This is a genomic window from Rhodanobacter sp. OR92, from assembly GCF_000427545.1.
In the GTDB taxonomy this organism is placed as follows: domain Bacteria; phylum Pseudomonadota; class Gammaproteobacteria; order Xanthomonadales; family Rhodanobacteraceae; genus Rhodanobacter; species Rhodanobacter denitrificans.
On record NZ_KE386558.1, the window covers coordinates 280,241 to 299,763 of the forward strand.

Consider the following 19,523-nt stretch of genomic DNA (forward strand, 5'->3'; position numbering starts at 1 on the left):
TAGTAACTCCTCACTTCGCGGCTGCCACGGCTTTCTGCGCCGCGTCGTTGAGATCGTCCGCCGGCGTGATCGCCAGGCCGGAGTTGGCCAGCAGTTCGCGGCCCTGATCGACATTGGTGCCCTGCAGGCGCACCACCACGGGGATCTTCAGGCCCACTTCCTTCACCGCGGCGATGATGCCCTCGGCGATCAGGTCGCAGCGCACGATGCCGCCGAAGATGTTGACCAGAATGCAGCGTACCTTGTCCGAGGACAGGATCAGCTTGAACGCCTCGGTCACGCGCTCCTTGGTGGCGCCGCCGCCGACGTCGAGGAAGTTGGCCGGCTCGCCGCCCGCCAGCTTGATCACGTCCATGGTGGCCATTGCCAGGCCGGCGCCGTTGACCATGCAGCCGATCGAGCCGTCCATCGTCACGTAGTTGAGGTTGTTCTGCACCGCGGCCGCCTCGGCGGCGTCTTCCTGGGTCAGGTCGCGCATGGCGACCAGCTCGGGGTGGCGGAAGTCGGCGTTGTCGTCGGAGTTGACCTTGCCGTCCAGCGCGGCCAGGTTGCCGTCCTCGAGGATGGCCAGCGGGTTCAGCTCGACCAGCGACAGGTCCTTCTCGTTGAACAGCTTGTACAGGCCCAGCATGATCTTGGTCAGCTGGTTGACCTGCTTGGCGTTGAGATCCATCGCGAAGCCGAGCTGGCGGCACTGGTACGGCTGCAGCCCTTCGACGAAGTCGACCACGATGGTGTGGATGTCTTCGGGCGTGTCCTTGGCGACCTGCTCGATGTCCACGCCGCCGTGCTTGGAGGCGATGAAGGACACGGCCTTGGAGTCGCGGTCCACCAGCACCGACAGGTACAGCTCCTTGGCGATGTTGGTGGCGTCGGTCACCAGCACCAGGTTCACCGGCAGCGCGCGGCCGGCCGACTGGTAGGTTGCCATGCGGGTGCCGAGCATGCCCTTGGCCGCGGCATGGACGTCGTCCAGGCTCCTGCAGAACTTGACGCCGCCGGCCTTGCCGCGGCCGCCTGCGTGGATCTGCGCCTTGACCATCCACTGCGAGCCGCCGAGCGCCTTGGCGGCATCGACGGCGGCGTCGGGGGAACTGGCGATCTTGCCCGGCGGCACGGCGATGCCGTACTGCGCGAACAGTTCTTTGGCCTGGTATTCGTGGAAATTCATTCGATACCTCGAGCGAACGGAGAAACGATGGCGGCCGCACGCGGCGCACCAGCGTGGGTCAGGAAGGTCGGACGGCGGATGGACGCGCTGCCGGGATGCAGTGCGCCTGCCGGACCGAACCGGCAAACCGCGCAATACGGCCGCCTATTTTCGCGGAAGCGGGCGCCGATGGAAAGGGCCGCCGGCCCGGAACGCCCGCACAGGCCGATCCCATGCGATTTCTGCCCCGCTCACAGCGCCAAGCAGCCCGTCTATACTCACCCCCGACCCCAGGAAATGCGCTGATTCTTCCAGTACATCCCTCCCGTACAGGCCGCACGATGTCCAGCACAGCACCCCTGAACGCCCAGCGCGCGGGAACGGCGACGATCCGCCACGAGCTGACGTTCCTCAACGCGTTCCGGCTGGTGCAGGCGCTGGTCTACGCCGGCCTGGCGTTCAGTCCACCGGGCCTGGGCTGGCCCGAGCTGGCGATGCCCGACTTCGCCCGCGGCGTGACCACGCTGTACCTGGTGTTCGCCCTGCTCGCGCTGCTGTTCAACCGGCGCAGCATGCCGTACGCCCGCACGATGGTGGCGGTGACCCTGGCGGTGGACATCGCCGCCGCCGTGCTGACGATCGCCGCGATGCACGACGCGCGCATCGGCATCGCCATGATGCTGGCGGTGAACCTCAGCGCCGGCGCGCTGATCCTGCCGCTGCGGCTGTCCAGCTTCTTCGCCGCGCTGGCCACGCTGGGCATGCTCGGGCACACCCTGTTCGGCAACCCCGGCGGCAGCCCCGGCGACCGCGACCTGCTCGAGGCGGCACTGTTCGGCCTGGCCTACTTCGCCACCACCACGCTGTGCCACGTGCTGGGCCGGCAGCTGCGCGCCACCGAGGCGCTGGCCGAGCAGCGCAGCACCGACCTGGCCAACCTGGCCCAGGTCAACGAGCTGATCATCCGCCGCATGAAGACCGGTGTGCTGCTGGTCGACGACGCCAACCGCATCCACCAGATCAACGAGTCGGCGTGGATGCTGATGGGCAACCCCGGCGCCGACCAGCGCGACCTCGGCCAGCTGGCGCCGGAGCTGTCGCGCCGGCTGTATCACTGGATGACCTCCGGCAAGCTGGACGAGACCGCCACCCAGCTCGCCGACGGCGTGCCCGAGGTGGTGCCGCGCTTCACCCGGCTGGCGCCGAACGACGACTCGCACGTGCTGATCTTCCTCGACGACACCTCGCTGCTGTCGCGCCGCGCCGAGGAGCTCACGCTGACCTCGCTGGGCCGGCTGTCGGCCTCGATCGCGCACGAAATCCGCAACCCGCTGGCGGCGATCCGCTACTCGGCGCAACTGCTCGCCGAGTCGACCAGCATGGACGCCACCGACCAGCGCATGGTCGAGATCATCAACAACCACTGCATCCGGCTCAACGAGATCATCGAGAACATCCTGCAGCTGTCGCGGCGCGAGCGCTCGCGCCCGGAGACGCTGGACCTGGGCCACTGGGCGCAGGCCTTCGTCGAGGAATACTGCCAGGGCAACGACCTCGGCGCCGACTCGCTGCGCGCGATCGCCAACGGCGGCACCCCGGTGGCGGCGGTGGCCGACCCGCAGCAGCTGCAGCAGGTGGTGTGGAACCTGGTGCAGAACGCGCTGCGCTACGGTCGCCTGCCCGGCGAGCCGGCGCGGGTGATGGTGGTGACCCGGCAGGGCGAGCACGGCGTGCCGATCCTGGAAGTGATCGACCGCGGCCCCGGCATCGCGCCGAAGGTGGCCGCACAGATCTTCGAGCCGTTCTATACCACCCACGAATACGGCACCGGCCTGGGCCTGTACCTGGCCCGGCAGATGAGCGACGCGAACCAGGCCGCGCTGGAATACGTGCGCGTGGCCGGCGGCGGCAGCTGCTTCCGGCTGGTGCTGACCCCGCCGGCGCGCAGTCCGGCCGACGCTGCCGAAACCACCCAGGCCGCCGCCACGCGCTAGCAGCGCGGGCGGATCAGGTCGAGCGCACGATCAGGCTGACCGGCAGGGTCTCCGAGCTGGCCGGCTCGCCCTCGATCAGCGCCAGCACCTTGCGCGCCAGCAACATGCCGCCCTCCTGCCAGTCCTGCCGCACCGAACTCAGCGGCGGCAGGAAGCTGGCGCCCAGCGGCATGTCGTCGTAGCCGACCACCGAGACATCGGCCGGCACCGAGCGCCCCAGGTCCAGCGTGGCGCGGATCGCGCCCATCGCCAGCAGGTCGTTGCAGGCGAAGATCGCGTCGAAGCCGACCTTGCGCTCATGCAGCGAACGCACCGCGTCCATGCCGGAGTCCACGGTGAACTCGTCGCGCCGCATCAGCAGCGGCTTGATCCCGTGCAGCGCCAGCGCGTCGATGAAACCGTTCAGGCGCTCGAAGATTTCCGGATGGCTGGGATTGCCGATGAACACCGGCCGGCGCCGGCCCAGCGCAATGAAATGCCGCGCCACCACCGCGCCGCCGAGGCGGTTGTCGCTGCCCACCACCACGTGCACATCGCTGGCCGACTGCGCGCCCCACACCACCATCGGCAGGTTCAGCTTGTCGAACCGGCGCACCGCGTCCTGGTGCGCGCCCTGGCCCAGCAGGATCAGCCCGTCCGCCGCCTGCACCGCCGCCGCGCTGGCGCCCTGGCGGGTGGTCAGCAGCACGCTGTAGCCGGCCGCAGTCAGTTCCTGCGAAATACCGCCCAGCAGCACCAGCGGGTACGGGTCGAACATGGTGCGGTCGGTGGACGGCTTCATCTCCACGATCACCGCCACCGTGTGGCTGCGGCGCAGGCGCAGGTTGCGCGCGCTGATGTTGAGCTTGTAGCCGCGCTCGCGCGCCAGTGCCTGGATCCGCTCGCGGGTTTCCGGATTGACCAGCGGGCTGTCGGCCAGCGCCCGCGAGACGGTGATCTTGGATACCCCGGCCAGTTGCGCCAAGTCGGCCATGGTCGGACCGCCCGACAGGTGCCTGCGCGTGCCCTTCTTGCTCAACTATCCGATTCCCTGTTGGTCTGGCCGATCCGCTGCCGTGGCGCCGCCGGGCTGCGGCAATGGCCGGCACCGGCGCCTGCAGTGTGTCGACATTCGCCTTGCCGATGCAACCTCGCCCCGCGCGCCCGCCGGCAGCGCGCCGAGGCAAGCGGAAAGCACGCACCCATGCCCTTCTCCCTCGCCACGGAACGGTCCGGACAAGTCTGCCACATCAAATGTTATCGGTATCTTGATACCGATAACATTTGATGCCAAGCTCCCTGCCAGCCGGGTGCGGGACGGCCCATGCCATGCGAATCGGGGAGATTTATCGTGGAACACCAGATGACGGCAGCAGCGAGCGTCGATGCCCGGCCGCCCGAGAGGCCGGCCGTGGAGGATCCGTGGCTGCTGGTCCGCCATGGCACCGACCCGGCCGGCTTCGCCCGGGACGAGAGCCTGTTCGCCCTCGCCAACGGCACGCTCGGCGTGCGCGGCAACCTGGAGGAAGCCGACAGCGCCAGCCAAGCCACCCTGCTGTCCGGAGTATGGGAACGCACCCCGATCGAGTACCACGAGCGCTTTCCCGGCTTCGCCAGCCATACCGACACGCGCATCCCGGTCGCCGACGCCACGCACATCCGGCTGCGCCTGGGCGACACGCCGGTGCGGCTGGACCAGGGCGAATGGCTGCAGTTCGAGCGCACCCTCGACCTGCGCCACGGCTGCTACCGGCGGCGGCTGCGCTGGCGTTCGCCGCAAGGCGCCACGCTGGAGATCGAGGCCGAACGCCTCGTCAGCCTGGCAGAGGCCGGGTTGCTGGCGATCCGCTACCGCGTGCGTTCGATCGACTACCGCGGCCCGGTCACGCTGGAGTCGTCGATCGGCTGCGGGCGCGAGGCCGTCGGACAGGGCGATGACCCGCGCATCGGCAGCCGCCTCGCGGGCGGCCTCACCACCTGGGCCGCGCAGGCAAACAAGGCCTCGGCCTGGGTCGGCCAGCAGACCACCCACAGCGGCATCCGGCTGGCCTGCGTGCAGCGCCACGAACAGGCCGCCGGCCTCGTCTTCCGCGATGCCGGCCGGACCGCGGACGGGGTGATGCAGGCCTATGCCGGCACGCTGGCGCCGGGCCAGACGGTCGGCCTGGACAAGTACGTCGCCTACGCCTTCACCGCGCCGTTCGCCACGGATGCCGCCGGCGCCCTGCCGGCCCGGGCCGAGGCCACGCTCGCCGCAGCGATCGCACTCGGCTACCCGGCGCTGCTCGAACGGCAGGCGCGGGTGCTGGCCGGATTCTGGGCGCAGGCCGACCTGGCCATCGCGGGCGACCCGGCGACCGAACAGGCGCTGCGCCTCAACCTGTTCCACCTGTTCCAGTCCAGCGGCCGCGACGGCCGCAGCAGCACCGCCGCCAAGGGACTCACCGGCGAGGGCTACGAAGGCCACTACTTCTGGGACGCCGAAGCCTTCATGCTGCCGGCGCTGGTCACCCTGGCCCCGGAACTGGCGCGCGCCATGCTGGCCTGGCGCCACCGCACGCTGGGCCACGCACGCCGGCACGCACGCGAACTCGGCCATCCGCGCGGCGCGCTGTACGCCTGGCGCACGATCGGCGGCGACGAATGCTCGGCCTACTTTCCCGGCGGCTCGGCGCAGTACCACATCAATGCCGCGGTGGCGTGGGCGGTGCGCCTCTACGTCGACGCCAGCGGCGACCAGGCCTTCCTTCTCGAAGGGGGCGCCGAGATGATCTTCGAGACCGCGCGGATCTGGCTGGAGATCGGCCACTTCAATCCGCGCCGCGGCGGTGCGTTCTGCATCCACGAAGTGACCGGCCCGGACGAGTACTCCGCCCTGGTCGACAACAACCACTACACCAACCGCATGGCGCAACGGCACCTGCGCGATGCCGCCGCCACCGCCGAATGGATGGCGCTGAGCCACCCGGCCGACTACGCCGCACTGGCCGCGCGGATCGGCCTCGGGGCCGACGAGCCGGCGCAGTGGCAGGCCGCGGCGCGGGCGATGCATCTGCCGGTGGATGCCGTGCTGGGCATCTTTCCGCAGGACGACGGCTTCCTCGACAAGCCGCGGCTGCCGGCGGAACTGGCCGCCACGCCGGACCGACAGCCGCTGCTGCTGCGCCTGCACCCGCTCGGCATCTATCGCCACCAGGTATGCAAGCAGGCCGACGTGCTGCTGGCGCTGATGCTGGCCGGCGAGCAGGTCGAGGTGGCCGCCAAGCGGCGCAACTTCGACTACTACGAAGGCGTCACCGTGCACGACTCCACCCTGTCCGCCTCCACCTTCGCGGTGATCGCGGCCGAGGTGGGCCATGCCGACAAGGCATTCCGCTACTTCCGCGACACCCTGCGCGTCGACCTGGACGACCTGCACGGCAACGCGGCGCACGGCCTGCACATGGCGGCGATGGCCGGCAGCTGGCTGGCGCTGACCTGGGGCTACGGCGGCCTGCGCGTGCACGATGGCCTGCCCGCGCTGGCGCCGCGGCTGCCGGCGGCATGGCGCAGTTACCGCTTCGGCCTGCGCTGGCGCGACGCGCACCTGCGTGTGGAGGTCGACGGCGACGGCGTGCAGTACACGCTTACCGAAGGCAACGCGCTCACCTTCCTGCACGACGGCCTGCCGCAACGCCTGCATGCCGGCCAGCCGCTGCGCCTGTCCTGCGCGGGCGTCGTCGCGCCGACGCCGTTGAAGGCCGTGGTGTTCGATCTCGACGGCGTGCTCGCCGACACCGCCGTGCTGCATCGCGCGGCGTGGCAGCGGCTGGCCGACGAGATCGGCGCGCCGCTCGACGAGGCCACCGCCGGGCGCATGAAGGGGGTGGACCGCCGCGGTTCGCTGGACATCCTGCTGGAACGCGCGCCGCGCTCCTACAGCGAAGCGGAGAAGGAAGCGCTCGCCGCACGCAAGAACAGCTACTACGTCGAACTGATCGGGCGCCTCGGCCCGCAGGACCTGCTGCCCGGCGCGCGCGCCGCGGTGGAGTCCGTGCGCCGCGCCGGGCTGAAGACCGCGCTGGCCTCGGCCAGCCGCAACGCGCCGCAGCTGCTGGACCGGCTGGGCATCGCCACGCTGTTCGACTACGTGGTCGACGCTGGTCGCATCGCCCGCTCCAAGCCCGACCCGGAGATCTTCCTGGCGGCGGCGCGCGGGCTGGGCCTGAGTTCGCAGGAATGCCTCGGCGTGGAGGACGCCGCGGCGGGCATCGCCGCCCTGCACGCGGCGGGCATGACGGCGGTCGGCATCGGCCGCGCGCAGGAGCTGGACAAGGCGGATGTGCTGCTGCCGGACATTGCCGCGTTCGACATCAGCCGTTTCATCGCGTGAGCGGCCATTCCGCGCAGCCGGCACGCTGCGTTGCGCGGCCAAAACAATCCAATCCAACTGGTGGGGAGTGACGGAAATGAAGAACAAACAGCTGTCCAGACTGAGTCTTCCGGTGGCGATCGCCGCCATCCTGCTCTGCGGCGCGGCCATCGCGCAGGACGCCGCGCCGGCACAAGCCGCCCAGGCGCCGGCGAAGAAGAGCGTGGCCCAGCAGAAAGCCGAAGCCGCCAAGGCCAAGACCCTCGAACAGGTGGTGGTGACCGGCAACACCGCCACCGGCGGCCTGAAGAAGATCGACACCAGCTACTCGGTCACCACCGCCTCGGCCGAGCAGATCAAGATGGCCAACCCGAAGAGCACGGCGGACCTGCTGAAGATCTCGCCCGGCATGTGGCCCGAATCCACCGGCGGCCAGACCGGCGCCAACATCGAGATCGCCGGCTTCCCCGGCGGCGGCGACGCGCCCTACTTCTCCACCCAGCTGATGGGCTCACCGCTGTACGGCATGCCCACGCTGTCGTTCTTCGAGACCACCTCGATCTTCCGCCTCGACGACACCGTCGACCGCGTGGAGATCCTGCAGGGCGGCCCGTCGGTGGTGTTCGGCGACGGCCAGATCGGCGCCACCGCGAACTTCATGCTGAAGACCGGCACCGACGTGCCCAGCGGCAGCGTCGGCGTCACTTACGGCAACGAGAACCTGCGTCGCGTCGACGGCTTCTTCGGCTTCCCGATCGCCGAGAGCTGGTACGGCAGCGTCGGCGGCTTCTGGCGCACTTCCGACGGCGTGCGCGATCCGCAGTTCGCCGCGGACAAGGGCGGCCAGCTCACCGCCACGCTGAGCCACGACAGCGACAACGGCACGATGACCCTGTACGCACGCCAGCTCAACGACCGCAACCAGTTCATCACGCCGGTGCCGCTGATCCAGCACGGCACCGACCAGTTCAGCGCCTACCCCGGCTTCGACCCGCTGACCGACACCTACTACAGCAAGGCGATCCAGCATGTGCACCTGCCCGGCTACCCCGGCGGCGGCACCGACGCCAATCTGGCCAACGGCCGTGGCGCCAAGTTCAGCTTCTTCGGCGGCAACTTCGACTACGACCTGGGCGACGGCTGGAACCTGTCGGACAAGTTCCTGTTCGACGGCGGCGATGCCGACACCAACGCGCTGTTCTCGGGCAACAACCCCGGCAGCCTGAACGACATGCTGTACACCAACACCGCCAGCATGGGCGCCTTCAACCTGCCCGCCGGCTCGGCCACCGCCAGCTACGTCGACGGCGGCGGCGCAGTCAACCCGAACCAGAGCGTGATCCACCAGGGCTGGTGGTACATCCACAAGCACCTGAAGAACGTCAGCAACGATTTCCGCCTGAGCAAGGAACTGTTCGAGGGCAACACGCTCACCGGCGGCCTCTACCTGACCCACTACACCATGAACGACAAGTGGGCGCTGGGCAACCAGATGCTGATGACCAACACGCCGAACGCGCAGCCGATCCAGGTCAGCTACGTCGACAACGGCCAGACCAAGTACCTCACCGACGGCCAGGGCTTCCTCGACTACGGCGGCTACAACATCGCCCAGCACGGCAGCGCCACCAACAAGGCGTTCTACCTGTCCGACGTGTGGCGCATCGGCAAGTGGCTGATCGACGTGTCCGGCCGGGTCGAGAACGAGAACGCCACCAACAACGTGTGCAACCTCAGCAACGTCAACCTCGACGGCAACCTGAACACGCTGTACGACAACAGCGTGCCGGTGTGCAACGGCACCTACGCGCGGACCCGCTACGACAAGACCCATCCGTCGTGGACCGTCGGCGTGAACTACGAGCTGGCCGACAACATGAGCGTCTACGTGCGCGCCAACAAGGGCGCGCACTTCGGCGACTTCGACAACGCGCTGCGCGGCAACACCACCGGCAACACGCCGCCGCTGCAGAAGGTGCAGAACTTCGAGGGCGGCTTCAAGTACCAGTCCGACCTGTTCTACGCCGACATCAGCGTGTACCACCGCCAGTTCAACGGCCTGACCTACCAGCCCACCAACGGCCAGGGCGTACCGGTCGGCGCGCAGGCGCTGTACGGCTCCGACTCCAAGGGCGTCAACCTCGCCGGCGCGGTCACGCCGTTCGAGAACTTCAAGCTGCAGGTGGTCGCCAACTACCTGGACGGCCACTACTCGCACAACAACTCCTGCTTCGTGTACACCGACCTGGTCAGCGGCACCAGCCAGTGCCTCGGCATCAACGGCAAGCAGTTGCAGCGTCAGCCGAAGGTGCGCTACATGCTCACGCCGAGCTACCGCGTGCCGTTCGACTGGGGCGACATCACCGCCTTCGTGACCTACACCCACGTCGGCGCGCACACCCAGGACCAGTCCGCCCTGCAGCAGCTGGGCAGCTACGCCACCTGGGACTTCGGTGTGGTCGCCAACGTGCAGCAGAACTGGCAGATCCGCCTGCAGGGCACCAACATGAGCAACGAACTGGGCCTGACCGAGAGCAACTCGCGCATCTTCGGCTCCGCCTCCGGCACCGATGGCGTGATCCTGGCCCGTCCGCTGGAAGGCCGCGAGGTCAACATGACGGTGAAGTACCTGTTCTGAGCAGTGCTGTTGCAGGGTGCGCGGTCCGGATCGAAACCTCAGAGCGATCCGGGCCGCGTTTTTCGCGAAACTGCACACGCCGTAACGCCGGAGGTGCCATGAACCGAATCCGCATGATCGTCGCGCTGGCGCTGATCTACATGATCTTCGCGATCCTGCTCAACAGCGTCGGCACGGTGATCCTGCAGTCGATCGTCACCTTCGGCATCGACAAGCCCGCAGCCAGCGCGCTGGAACGCTACAAGGACCTCACCATCGCGTTCACCTCGTTCCTGGTCGCCTCGTTCCTGCCGATGTTCGGCTACCGGCGTTCGATGATGCTGGCGCTGGCGATCGTCGGCGGCGCCTGCGTGCTGATGCCGCTCTACCCGAGTTTCCCTACCACGCGGCTGCTGTTCGCCTGCGTGGGTTTTTCATTCGCGCTGGCCAAGGTCGCGGTGTATTCATCGATCGGCCTGCTCACCGCCGACCGCACCGCGCACTCGCGCCTGACCAACACCATCGAAGGCCTGTTCATGCTCGGCGTGCTGGCCGGCAACTGGATCTTCAGCGCCTATATCAACCCGGCCAACCCGGGCGACCCGGCATGGTTCAACGTGTACTGGCTGCTCGCCGGCGCCTGCGCGCTGACCATCGCGCTGCTGGCCACCAGCGCCCTGGACGAAAGCGCCGCGCATGCGCACGGGCACAACGACTCCTTCAGCGACGCGATCATGGAGATGCTGCGCCTGTTCGTGCGCCCGCTGGTCTACGTGTTCCTCGCCTCCGCCTTCCTGTACGTGCTGATCGAGCAGAGCTTCGGCACCTGGCTGCCCACCTTCAACAACGAGATCCTGAAGCTGCCGAACGCGATGAGCATCCAGTTCGCCAGCATCCTCGCCGGCATGACCGCGCTGGGCCGTATCCTGGCCGGTGTCGTGCTCAAGCGGGTGCGCTGGTACACCCTGCTCAACGCCTGCGTGCTCGGCATGGGAGTGCTGGTCGTGGTGGTGCTGCCGCTGGCGCGTGGCGTGGTGGCGCGGCCGGACGTCGGCTGGTTCGACGCACCGCGGGCGGCGTACCTGATCCCGCTGCTCGGCCTGCTGATGGCGCCGATCTACCCGGTGATCAATTCGGTGGCGCTGAGTTCGCTGCCCAAGCCGATGCACGCGGCGATGACCGGGCTGATCGTGGTGTTCTCCGCGCTCGGCGGCACGCTGGGCTCGTACATCACCGCGCGCGTGTTCGCCAGCTTCGACGGCATCCACGCGTTCTATTTCTCGCTGCTGCCGATGAGCCTGATCCTGCTCACCCTGTTCTTCTTCAAGCGCGAGACCGACCGCGCCGGCGCCGACGCCACGGCGGCGATCCGGCTTGCCGCGAAATAGCCCGCCACCCGGAGCGATCATGAAACCACGCCACGCCTCCCTCGCCGGCCTGCTGCTGCTCGTCGCCGCGCTCGCCGTGCCGGCGCATGCCGCCACCGACCCCAGCTTCCTGCTCACCGGCACGGCGGAAAATTTCGGCAGCTACTTTCCGAGCTACCTTGCCAACGGCTACTTCTCCACGATGACCTCGGTGCGCGGCACCGAGGGCAACCGTGCGTACATGGTCGCGTTCATGGACTACAAGCCCGGCGACATCGCGCGTCCCGCCGCGATCCCCGGCTGGAGCGAGATCGACTACAACCCCGGCGGCGGCTGGCTCAATTCGACCCGCATCGACAAGACGATCTTCGCCGACTATGCGCAGACGCTCGACATGCACGACGGCACGCTGTCGACCAGCTACCGCTTCGCGTACGCGAACAAGTCGAGCGACGTGAAAGTGACGACCTTCGTCAGCCAGGCTTCGCCTCACCTGGCCGCGACGCAGCTCTCCATCACCCCGCAGTTCGACGGCAGCGTGCAGCTGACCTTTCCGATCCGGCTGTGGTCCGAACACCAGCCGCGCTTCCCGATCGCCAGCATGAGCGGCGACGAGATGATCGCCGCGGTGATCGCCAGCGGCCAGACGCTGGACAACAAGCCGGTGCCGACGCCCGACCGCGCCGCCGTGTGGTATCCCGGCTACACCCGCGTGCTGGCCAGCGACGGCGACACCAAGGAACTGATGCTGTGGCTGGACGGCCGCGCCGAACACGGCCTGACGATGGCCGAGGCGGCCGCGATCGGGCTGCCGCCGGGCCTCGCGATCGAAAGCGTGAAGCTGGAAAAAGGCCCGTACAAGCTGTCGCTCAACCTCACCGCCAGGGTGCAGAAGGGCAGGACCTACGTCTTCACCAAGTACATCGCCGCGTCGCGGCAGAACTGGGGTGGCGACGCCCGCGACAATGTGGCGCTGGCCAAGGCCGCGCGCCAGAAGGGCTTCGCCGCGCTGCTCGCCGAACACCAGGCCGCCTGGCACGAGCTGTGGAAGTCCGACATCGTGGTCGACGGCGATCCGGACGTGCAGCGCGCCGTGCATTCGGACCTGTACTACCTGTTGTCCAACTCCACCGTGGGCACGGCCTGGCCGATGGGCGCCTGCGCGCTGACCCCGGGCTACGCCGGCCACGCCTTCTGGGACAGCGATTCGTGGGTGTTCCCCGCCCTGCTCCTGCTGCACCCGGAACGCGCCAAGCCGATCGTGATGTTCCGCGCGCGCACCATGCAGCCCGCGCGCGAGCGGGCCCAGCAGTACGGCGTGAAAGGCACCATGTACCCGTGGGAGGCCGACCCGGAAACCGGCGTCGACCACACGCCGCACTTCGCCTACGGGGTGTTCCGCGAGATCCACGTCAACGCCGACATCGCGATCGCGCAGTGGCAGTACTACCTCGCCACCGGCGACGACGCCTGGCTGAAGCGGCATGGCTGGCCGGTGATCCGCGAGATCGCGCAGTTCTGGGTCAGCCGGGTCACCTACGACAAGGCGCAGGACCGCTACGAGATCCACCACGTCACCTCGCCCGACGAGGCCTACGACGACGTGCCGAACGACTCGTTCACCAACGCCGCGGCGCGCAAGTCGCTGCAGATCGCGATCAAGGCGGCGAAGCTCGTCGGCGCCGCGCCCGATCCGCAGTGGGCCGCGATCGCCGCGAAGATGTACCTCCCGTTCGACCAGAAGAACCAGCGCCACCTCGACTTCGACGCCTCGGTGCCGCACGACAAGATCACCTGGATGGGTTCGTCGCTGGCCTGGCTGATGTACCCGAACCTGGACCTGCCGATGTCGCCGCAGGTGCGCCGCAACGACTTCGCATTCCAGTTGCACGAGCTGAAGGTGCACGGCGACGACCCGAACGAGATGATGATGGTGATGCTCGCCGTCGGCGCCGCCGAGCTGGGCGACGGCAAGGCCGCCGACGACTGGATCCGGCGCAACCTGGTCGGCTTCCTGAAGCCGCCGTTCAACGTGCGCACCGAGACCGTCGCCAACAACGCCGGCTACCTGCTGGCCAGCTCGGCCGGCTTCGTGCAGAGCTTCGTCTACGGCCTCAGCGGCCTGCGCATCGAGGACGACGGCCTGGTCCAGGCGTACGCGCCGGTGCTGCCGCCGACGTGGCGCTCGCTGACCCTGAAGAACGTCGCGTTCCGCGGCAGGCACTACGACATCCGCATCGACCGCGGCGTCGACGGCAAGCCGCGGCTGCTTCGCGAGCCGCGCTGAAACCGCCGTCGCGCCGTCCGGCATCGCGGACGCGGCGCCGGCCCGAGCGGATCGCGGCCGCCGCGTGCCGTCGCAACGGGTTGCGGGGACCGCCTGCGACGCTGGCGGTCTTTGCCCCGCGGGGCGGGGCCGGGTATTCTCTGTCGCATCGTTTGCCACGCGCCGTGCCATGAACCCCCAGACCGTTTTGGTCATCGATGACGAACGCGACATCCGCGAACTGCTGACCATCACGCTGGGGCGAATGGACCTGCAGGTCGACGCCGTCGGCACCGTCGCCGAGGCGCGCCGCGCACTGGCCGAACGCAGTTATGACCTTTGCTTCACCGACATGCGGCTGCCCGACGGCAGCGGCCACGAGGTCATCGAGCTGATCGCCGCGGAGCATCCCGACATGCCGGTGGCGATGATCACCGCCTACGGCAACGTCGACGCCGCGGTGAACGCGCTGAAGGCCGGCGCGTTCGACTTCGTCTCCAAGCCGGTCGACATCCAGATGCTGCGCGGGCTGGTACGCACCGCGCTGCGCCTCGCCGAGGAACGGCGCACCGGCGCCGCCGCGGCGAAGACCGGCGACTCCAGCGACCGCCTGATCGGCGACTCCACCGCCATGCAGCAGGTGCGCGCCACCATCGGCAAGCTGGCGCGCAACCAGGCGCCGGTGTACATCGCCGGCGAATCGGGCGTGGGCAAGGAACTGGTGGCCCGGCTGATCCACGAGCAGGGCCCGCGCGCCAGCGGCCCGTTCGTGCCGGTCAACTGCGGCGCGATCCCGTCCGAGCTGATGGAAAGCGAGTTCTTCGGCCATCGCAAGGGCAGCTTCACCGGCGCCAGCGTGGACAAGGAAGGCCTGTTCCAGGCCGCCCAGGGCGGCACGCTGTTCCTCGACGAGGTGGCCGAGCTGCCGCTGCACATGCAGGTGAAGCTGCTGCGCGCGATCCAGGAAAAAGCGGTGCGCCCGATCGGCGGCCGCGACGAGATCCCGGTCGACGTGCGCATCCTTTCCGCCACCCACAAGAACCTCGGCCAGCTGGTCGAACAGGGCCAGTTCCGCCAGGACCTGTTCTACCGCATCAACGTGATCGAGCTGCGCGTGCCGCCGCTGCGCGAACGCCGCGGCGACGTGCCGCAGTTGTCCGCATTCATCCTCAAGGCGCTGGCCGGCAAGAGCGGCGACAGCGTGGGCCAGCTGTCGCCGTCCGCACGCGAGGCGCTGGAGGCGTACGACTTCCCCGGCAACGTGCGCGAGCTGGAGAACATCCTCGAACGCGCGATGGCGATGTGCGACGGCAGCACCATCGAGGCGGCCGACCTGATGCTGCCGCAGCGCAGCGCGCGGATCAGCCACGAGCCGGCCGCAACGGGACAGCCGCCGGCACCCGTCGCGGCCGCCACCGGCGCGGACGGCGGCCTCGACGACTACATCAGCAACCTGGAGCGCACCGCCATCGTCAAGGCGCTGGAAGAATCGCGCTACAACAAGACCGCCGCCGCCCGCAAACTCGGCATCACCTTCCGCGCGCTGCGCTACAAGCTGAAGAAGCTCGGCATCGACTGAAGCGGCCTCTCACACCGAGCGCGTCGCCTCCACCGGCGGTACCGCGGCGGCGCGCCGCGCCGGGCCGAGCACGGCCAGCTGGCCGAGCAGCCATAGCAGCAGCGCACCGACGCCCAGCACCCGCAACGGCATGCGCGGCAATGCGTAGTGCGTCATCAGCGACAGGTTCGCGGCGATGCCGAGCGCCACGCCCAACACCACGCCGGTCCCGACGATCAGCGCGTTCTCGGCCTGGAAGTAGCGCCGGATGTCGCCGCGCGTCGCACCCAGCGCACGGCGCACGCCGATCGACCGCCGTCGCTGGCCGACCCAGAAGCTGCTCAGGCCCACGATGCCACCGGCCGTCGCCAGCAGCAGCAAGGCGCACATCGCGCCCATCATGATCGCCACGCCGCGGTCGGTGGCATAGGCCTTCTCGCGCGCCTGCACCAGCGTGACCACGCCGTCTTCCGGGCTGATCAGGCGCATGCGGTTCTGCGCCAGCAGCGCCGCCGGCGCCGCGCGCAGCAACGCGGCCAGTCGGCCCGGCTGCGCGCGCACCAGATAGACCACCCCGCCGGCATAGGCCGCCCCGTCGTCGGCACTGGCGTAACGTGCCGGCAGCAGCACCGTGTCTTCGTCGATCGAACGCGTGCTGCTGCCGGCGTAACTGCCTTGCAGCCGGTCGACCACGCCGATGATCGTGCTCGGGCCGTCGTCCCTGAGATAGACGCGCTGCCCCACGGCCGCGCCGTCCGGAAAAAGCTTGCGGGCCAGGTCACGCGTGATGATGATCACCGCGGGCACCAGCTTGTCGTACGGGCCGAGGCTGCCAATCTCGTCGGCGCGGAAGTTGCGGCCGGCCACCAGTGCGATGCCGAACGTGTCGATCGCGTGCTCGTCGGCAAAATAGGACAGCGCCAGCTGCAGCTTCTTCTGCTCGACCCGCTGCTTGATGCGCACCAGCCCGCCGCCACCCTCCTGCATCGGATAGGCCTGGCTGGCAAACGCGTCGCGCACGCCCGGCAGCTTGCGCAAGGTGACCAGGTCGGCCTGCATCTGCGCATGGATGTGCGGCACGTCCGGCTGGCCGATCCACTGGTTGCTGATCGCGAACAGGTGCGCCTCGTCGGTGCCGCTCGGGCGCGACAGGTGCACCACTCGCGTCTTGACGATGAACAACGCGTTGCTGACCACCGCCAGGGTCAGCGCGATCTGCAGCACGATCAGCAGCGTGGCCATCTTGTGCCGGCGCAGCGCGGCGAGGATCGGGCGCAGCTGCATGGCCGTGTTCATCCGTTCACCTTCAGCTGCCAGGCCGGCTGCACCTGGGCGGCGCGCCAGGTGGGATACAGCGCGGCGATCACGCTGGTCGCCACCGCGACCAGCACGGTCAGCAGCAACAGCAACGTATCCAGCCGCGCCAGCTTGGCGATCTCCGGCTCGAACACCTTGCCGATGCCGGCCATGCCCAGCGCCGTCAGCAGCAATCCCAGTGCACCGCCGGCCAGCCCGATCGCCGTCGCCTCGACCAGGAACTGGCGGCAGATCGCCCCGCGCGACGCGCCCAGTGCGCGGCGCACGCCGATCTCCGGCGCGCGGCGCATGAAGCGGGCCAGCATCAGGCCGATCACGTTGACCAGGCAGATCAGCAGGAAACTCACCGAGACCACCAGCGCCAGCGCCGACGACTTCGGTACCACGTTGAAGCTGTCCTGGCGCAGCCACTGCATGACGTCGGACAGGCGCACGTTCGGTGCCCAGCCGAAACGGCCGAGGCGCTGCTGCTCGGCCGCGTAGTTGCGCAGCCAGTCGCGGTAACGGCCGACATCGGCATGGGTGGGCAGTTCCACCCATGCGGCGATCCACGCGCACTCGCTGTGCAGCACGCTGTCCCAGTTCGGCAGGTCGGGATCGACGGTATTCGTGCTGCAATAGAACTGGCCGGCGGTGGCTTTCTGCAGGTCGATGGCACGGCTGAACGGCAAGTAGAGCTGCCGCGGATGGCCAAAGGCATCGAACGTGCTCGTCACGTCGAAGAAGCGCGGGCGCGGCTCCCAGTCGCCCAGCACGCCGACGATGCGATAGGCGTGCGCGTCCAGCTCGATCTCGCGGCCCACGCTGTCGGCACCGCCGAACAGTTTCAGGTTGAGCGCACTGCTGATGACGACCACCGCCGCGCGCTGCTCGTCGTCATGGGCCGACCAGCCGCCGCCGTAGCGGAAGCGCGCGTCGAACATCGCGAAGAAATCGCTGCTGACCGCATCGCCTTCCTGCGGGAACGGCTGCTGCCGTGCGTCGTCCGGCAGCACCGTCCATTTGCCGCCGTAGATCAGCACCTGCCGACGCGCCTGCCGCGCGTGCAGCAAGGCCACGGCATCGGTATAGCTGAGCAGGATCGGCGGCTCGCCCTTCCAGTTGTGCGCCGGCCCGAAGTTGTCGATCTGCGGCACGAACAGCTGGTGCGATTTCCACGGGATCGGGTCGGCCGCGGCAGCGCGGAACACCGCGAAGGAGACCATGCAGGTGGCCACGCCGCAGCCCATCAGCAGCACCACCAGCGCGGTCAGCGCCTTGCTGCGCCGGCAACTGCGCCAGGCCAGATCGAAGTAATGCGTCAACAAGGTCGCCCCCTGAGCGGCCGCGCGAAACGACCCGGTCAACTGCCGCGGCCGTCGGCCTGCCTGGCCTTGCGCAAGGTGCGCAGCAGTACCTGGGTGGTCACCGGCTTGTCGACCACGTAGAGATGCTCCAGCGGCGGCAGCTCGTGCAGGTCCGGTGTCGCACCGGGGCGCGCCAGCAGGATCACCGCGCTGCCGTAGCCCTGTTCGATCAGCGCCGCCAGCGTGCGCGCGCCGGTGAACAGGTTCATGTCCGCGTCCAGCACCACCAGGTCGGGCAGGCCGGCGGCCTCGATCCACTGCAGCGCGGCGGTACCGCTCTGGCTGGCGTGGGCCTGGTAGCCCCAGGCGTCCAGCGTATCGGTCAGCAGCGACAGCTGGCCGGCCTCTTCCACCACCACCAGCACGCGCTCGGCGGCACCTTCCAGGTAGCTGCGGTCGTCCTGGTCGCGCTCGACGGCGCGCTGCTCCAGCGGAAAATACAGGTCGAAGCGGGTGCCGCGGCCCGGCTGGCTGTCCACCCGCATCACGCCGCCGTGGCTGCCGACGATCCGCTTGCACGACAGCAGGCCGAGCCCGGTGCCGTTTTCCTTGGTGGTGAAGAACGGTTCGAACAGGTGGTCGAGCACCGACTGGTCCATGCCGGGGCCGTCGTCGATCACGCTGATGCGCAGGTAGCGGCCCGGCTGCGCCGGCTCTCTCGCCCGGAAGAAGTCCGCCGGCAACGCGGTCTGCGCGGTCTCCACGCGCAGGTGGCCATCCTCCGGCATCGCCTGGATCGCGTTGAGGCACAGGTTCAGCAGGCATTGCTGCAGTTCGGTGTGGTTGCCCTCGAACGATAGCTCCGGATCGTCGATCGCCAGCTCCATCGTCATCGTGTGCGGCACGCTGCCTTGCATCAGCAGGTCGAACGCGCTGAACAGCGCACCGAGCCGCACCTGCTCCGCGCGGCGCGCACCGCTGGCGAAGGACAGCATCGAGTGCACCATGTCCAGGCCGCGCTTGCCGCAATCGCGCACCAGCTTGCCCAGCCGCGCCAGGCGCGGGTCATTCTGGTAATCCTGCAGGCTGTCGCCGGCCAGCAGCAGCGGCTGCAGCAGGTTGCGCAGGTCGTGGCTCAGGCCCCCGGCGAGCATCGCCAGGCTCTCGAAGCGCTGCGCGCGGATCAGCTCCGCCTCGGCGCGGCGGCTGGCCCGGCGCGCCGAGGCCTCGCTCAGTGCGCGGCGCACCGCACTGGCCAGCCGCGCGGGGTTCTGCTTCAGGATGTAATCGGTGGCGCCGTTGCGCAGCGCCTCGATCGCCGCCTCCTCGCCCAGCGTGGCAGAGACGAAGATGAACGGCAGGTCCTCGTCGCGCTGGCGCAGCAGCTCGAGCGCGTGCTGGCCGGAAAACCCCGGAATGCTGAGGTCCGACAGCACGATGTCCGGCCTGAAGTCATCCAGCGCGGCGAGGAAGCCCGGCTCGTCGTCGACCAGGCGCACCTCGCAGGCGAGGTGATCGGCCTCGAGTTCGGTCAGCACCAGCTCGGCATCGAGCCGGCTGTCCTCGACCTGCAGCACCCGGATGGTCGGCATCGCCCGTGTTTGTCCGTTTGGCATAGGGTTCCCTGCTGCGCTGTGC

11 protein-coding genes are annotated in these 19,523 nt (G+C 68.9%); 6 read left to right on the top strand and 5 right to left on the bottom strand.

Features of this window, described 5'->3' with window-relative positions:
* Positions 1 to 10: 10 nt before the first annotated feature.
* Positions 11 to 1,306: an ADP-forming succinate--CoA ligase subunit beta gene (sucC, locus tag RHOOR92_RS0117550; protein WP_338110210.1), complete on the bottom strand. Its 1,296-nt coding sequence runs from the start codon at positions 1,304 to 1,306 to the stop codon at positions 11 to 13.
* 185 nt (positions 1,307 to 1,491) lie between these two features.
* Between sucC and RHOOR92_RS0117555 the strand changes: the two genes are divergently transcribed.
* Entirely contained in the window at positions 1,492 to 3,144 is a 1,653-nt protein-coding gene (locus RHOOR92_RS0117555) for a HAMP domain-containing sensor histidine kinase (protein WP_007507346.1), read from the top strand.
* A gap of 13 nt (positions 3,145 to 3,157) precedes the next feature.
* Here RHOOR92_RS0117555 and RHOOR92_RS0117560 read toward each other — a convergent pair whose 3' ends face one another.
* A complete protein-coding gene (locus RHOOR92_RS0117560; RefSeq protein ID WP_007507348.1) occupies positions 3,158 to 4,162 on the bottom strand; it encodes a LacI family DNA-binding transcriptional regulator in 1,005 nt (334 codons plus the stop codon).
* A gap of 324 nt (positions 4,163 to 4,486) precedes the next feature.
* Here RHOOR92_RS0117560 and pgmB point away from each other — a divergent pair, with 324 nt between their 5' ends.
* From pgmB to RHOOR92_RS0117585, 5 genes are all read left to right on the top strand, one after another.
* Positions 4,487 to 7,495 carry a beta-phosphoglucomutase gene (gene pgmB / locus RHOOR92_RS0117565; RefSeq protein ID WP_155950268.1) on the top strand — a complete coding sequence of 1,003 codons (3,009 nt, stop codon included), beginning with the start codon at positions 4,487 to 4,489 and terminating at the stop codon, positions 7,493 to 7,495.
* 76 nt (positions 7,496 to 7,571) lie between these two features.
* Positions 7,572 to 10,112, top strand: coding sequence for a TonB-dependent receptor (locus tag RHOOR92_RS0117570; RefSeq protein WP_007507353.1), 2,541 nt, complete (start codon positions 7,572 to 7,574; stop codon positions 10,110 to 10,112).
* A 98-nt stretch (positions 10,113 to 10,210) separates the two neighbouring features.
* Entirely contained in the window at positions 10,211 to 11,479 is a 1,269-nt protein-coding gene (locus tag RHOOR92_RS0117575; protein WP_027485333.1) for an MFS transporter, read from the top strand.
* A gap of 19 nt (positions 11,480 to 11,498) precedes the next feature.
* Entirely contained in the window at positions 11,499 to 13,745 is a 2,247-nt protein-coding gene (locus RHOOR92_RS0117580) for a glycosyl hydrolase family 65 protein (RefSeq protein ID WP_027485332.1), read from the top strand.
* A gap of 169 nt (positions 13,746 to 13,914) precedes the next feature.
* The gene (locus RHOOR92_RS0117585; protein WP_027490831.1) at positions 13,915 to 15,303 is read left to right on the top strand and encodes a sigma-54 dependent transcriptional regulator; all 1,389 of its coding nucleotides are present in this window, start codon (positions 13,915 to 13,917) and stop codon (positions 15,301 to 15,303) included.
* 9 nt (positions 15,304 to 15,312) lie between these two features.
* Here the strand turns inward: RHOOR92_RS0117585 and RHOOR92_RS0117590 are convergent, their stop codons facing one another.
* From RHOOR92_RS0117590 to RHOOR92_RS0117600, 3 genes are read right to left on the bottom strand one after another with little or no spacing between them, the layout of a single operon-like run.
* On the bottom strand, positions 15,313 to 16,578 hold the full coding sequence (locus RHOOR92_RS0117590; protein WP_027490832.1) for an FtsX-like permease family protein: 1,266 nt from the start codon (positions 16,576 to 16,578) through the stop codon (positions 15,313 to 15,315).
* Positions 16,575 to 17,906, bottom strand: coding sequence for an FtsX-like permease family protein (locus tag RHOOR92_RS0117595; protein ID WP_027490833.1), 1,332 nt, complete (start codon positions 17,904 to 17,906; stop codon positions 16,575 to 16,577). The genes RHOOR92_RS0117590 and RHOOR92_RS0117595 overlap by 4 nt, the downstream gene beginning before the upstream one ends.
* A gap of 35 nt (positions 17,907 to 17,941) precedes the next feature.
* A complete protein-coding gene (locus tag RHOOR92_RS0117600) occupies positions 17,942 to 19,477 on the bottom strand; it encodes a response regulator (protein WP_027490834.1) in 1,536 nt (511 codons plus the stop codon).
* Between the last annotated feature and the right edge of the window lie 46 nt (positions 19,478 to 19,523).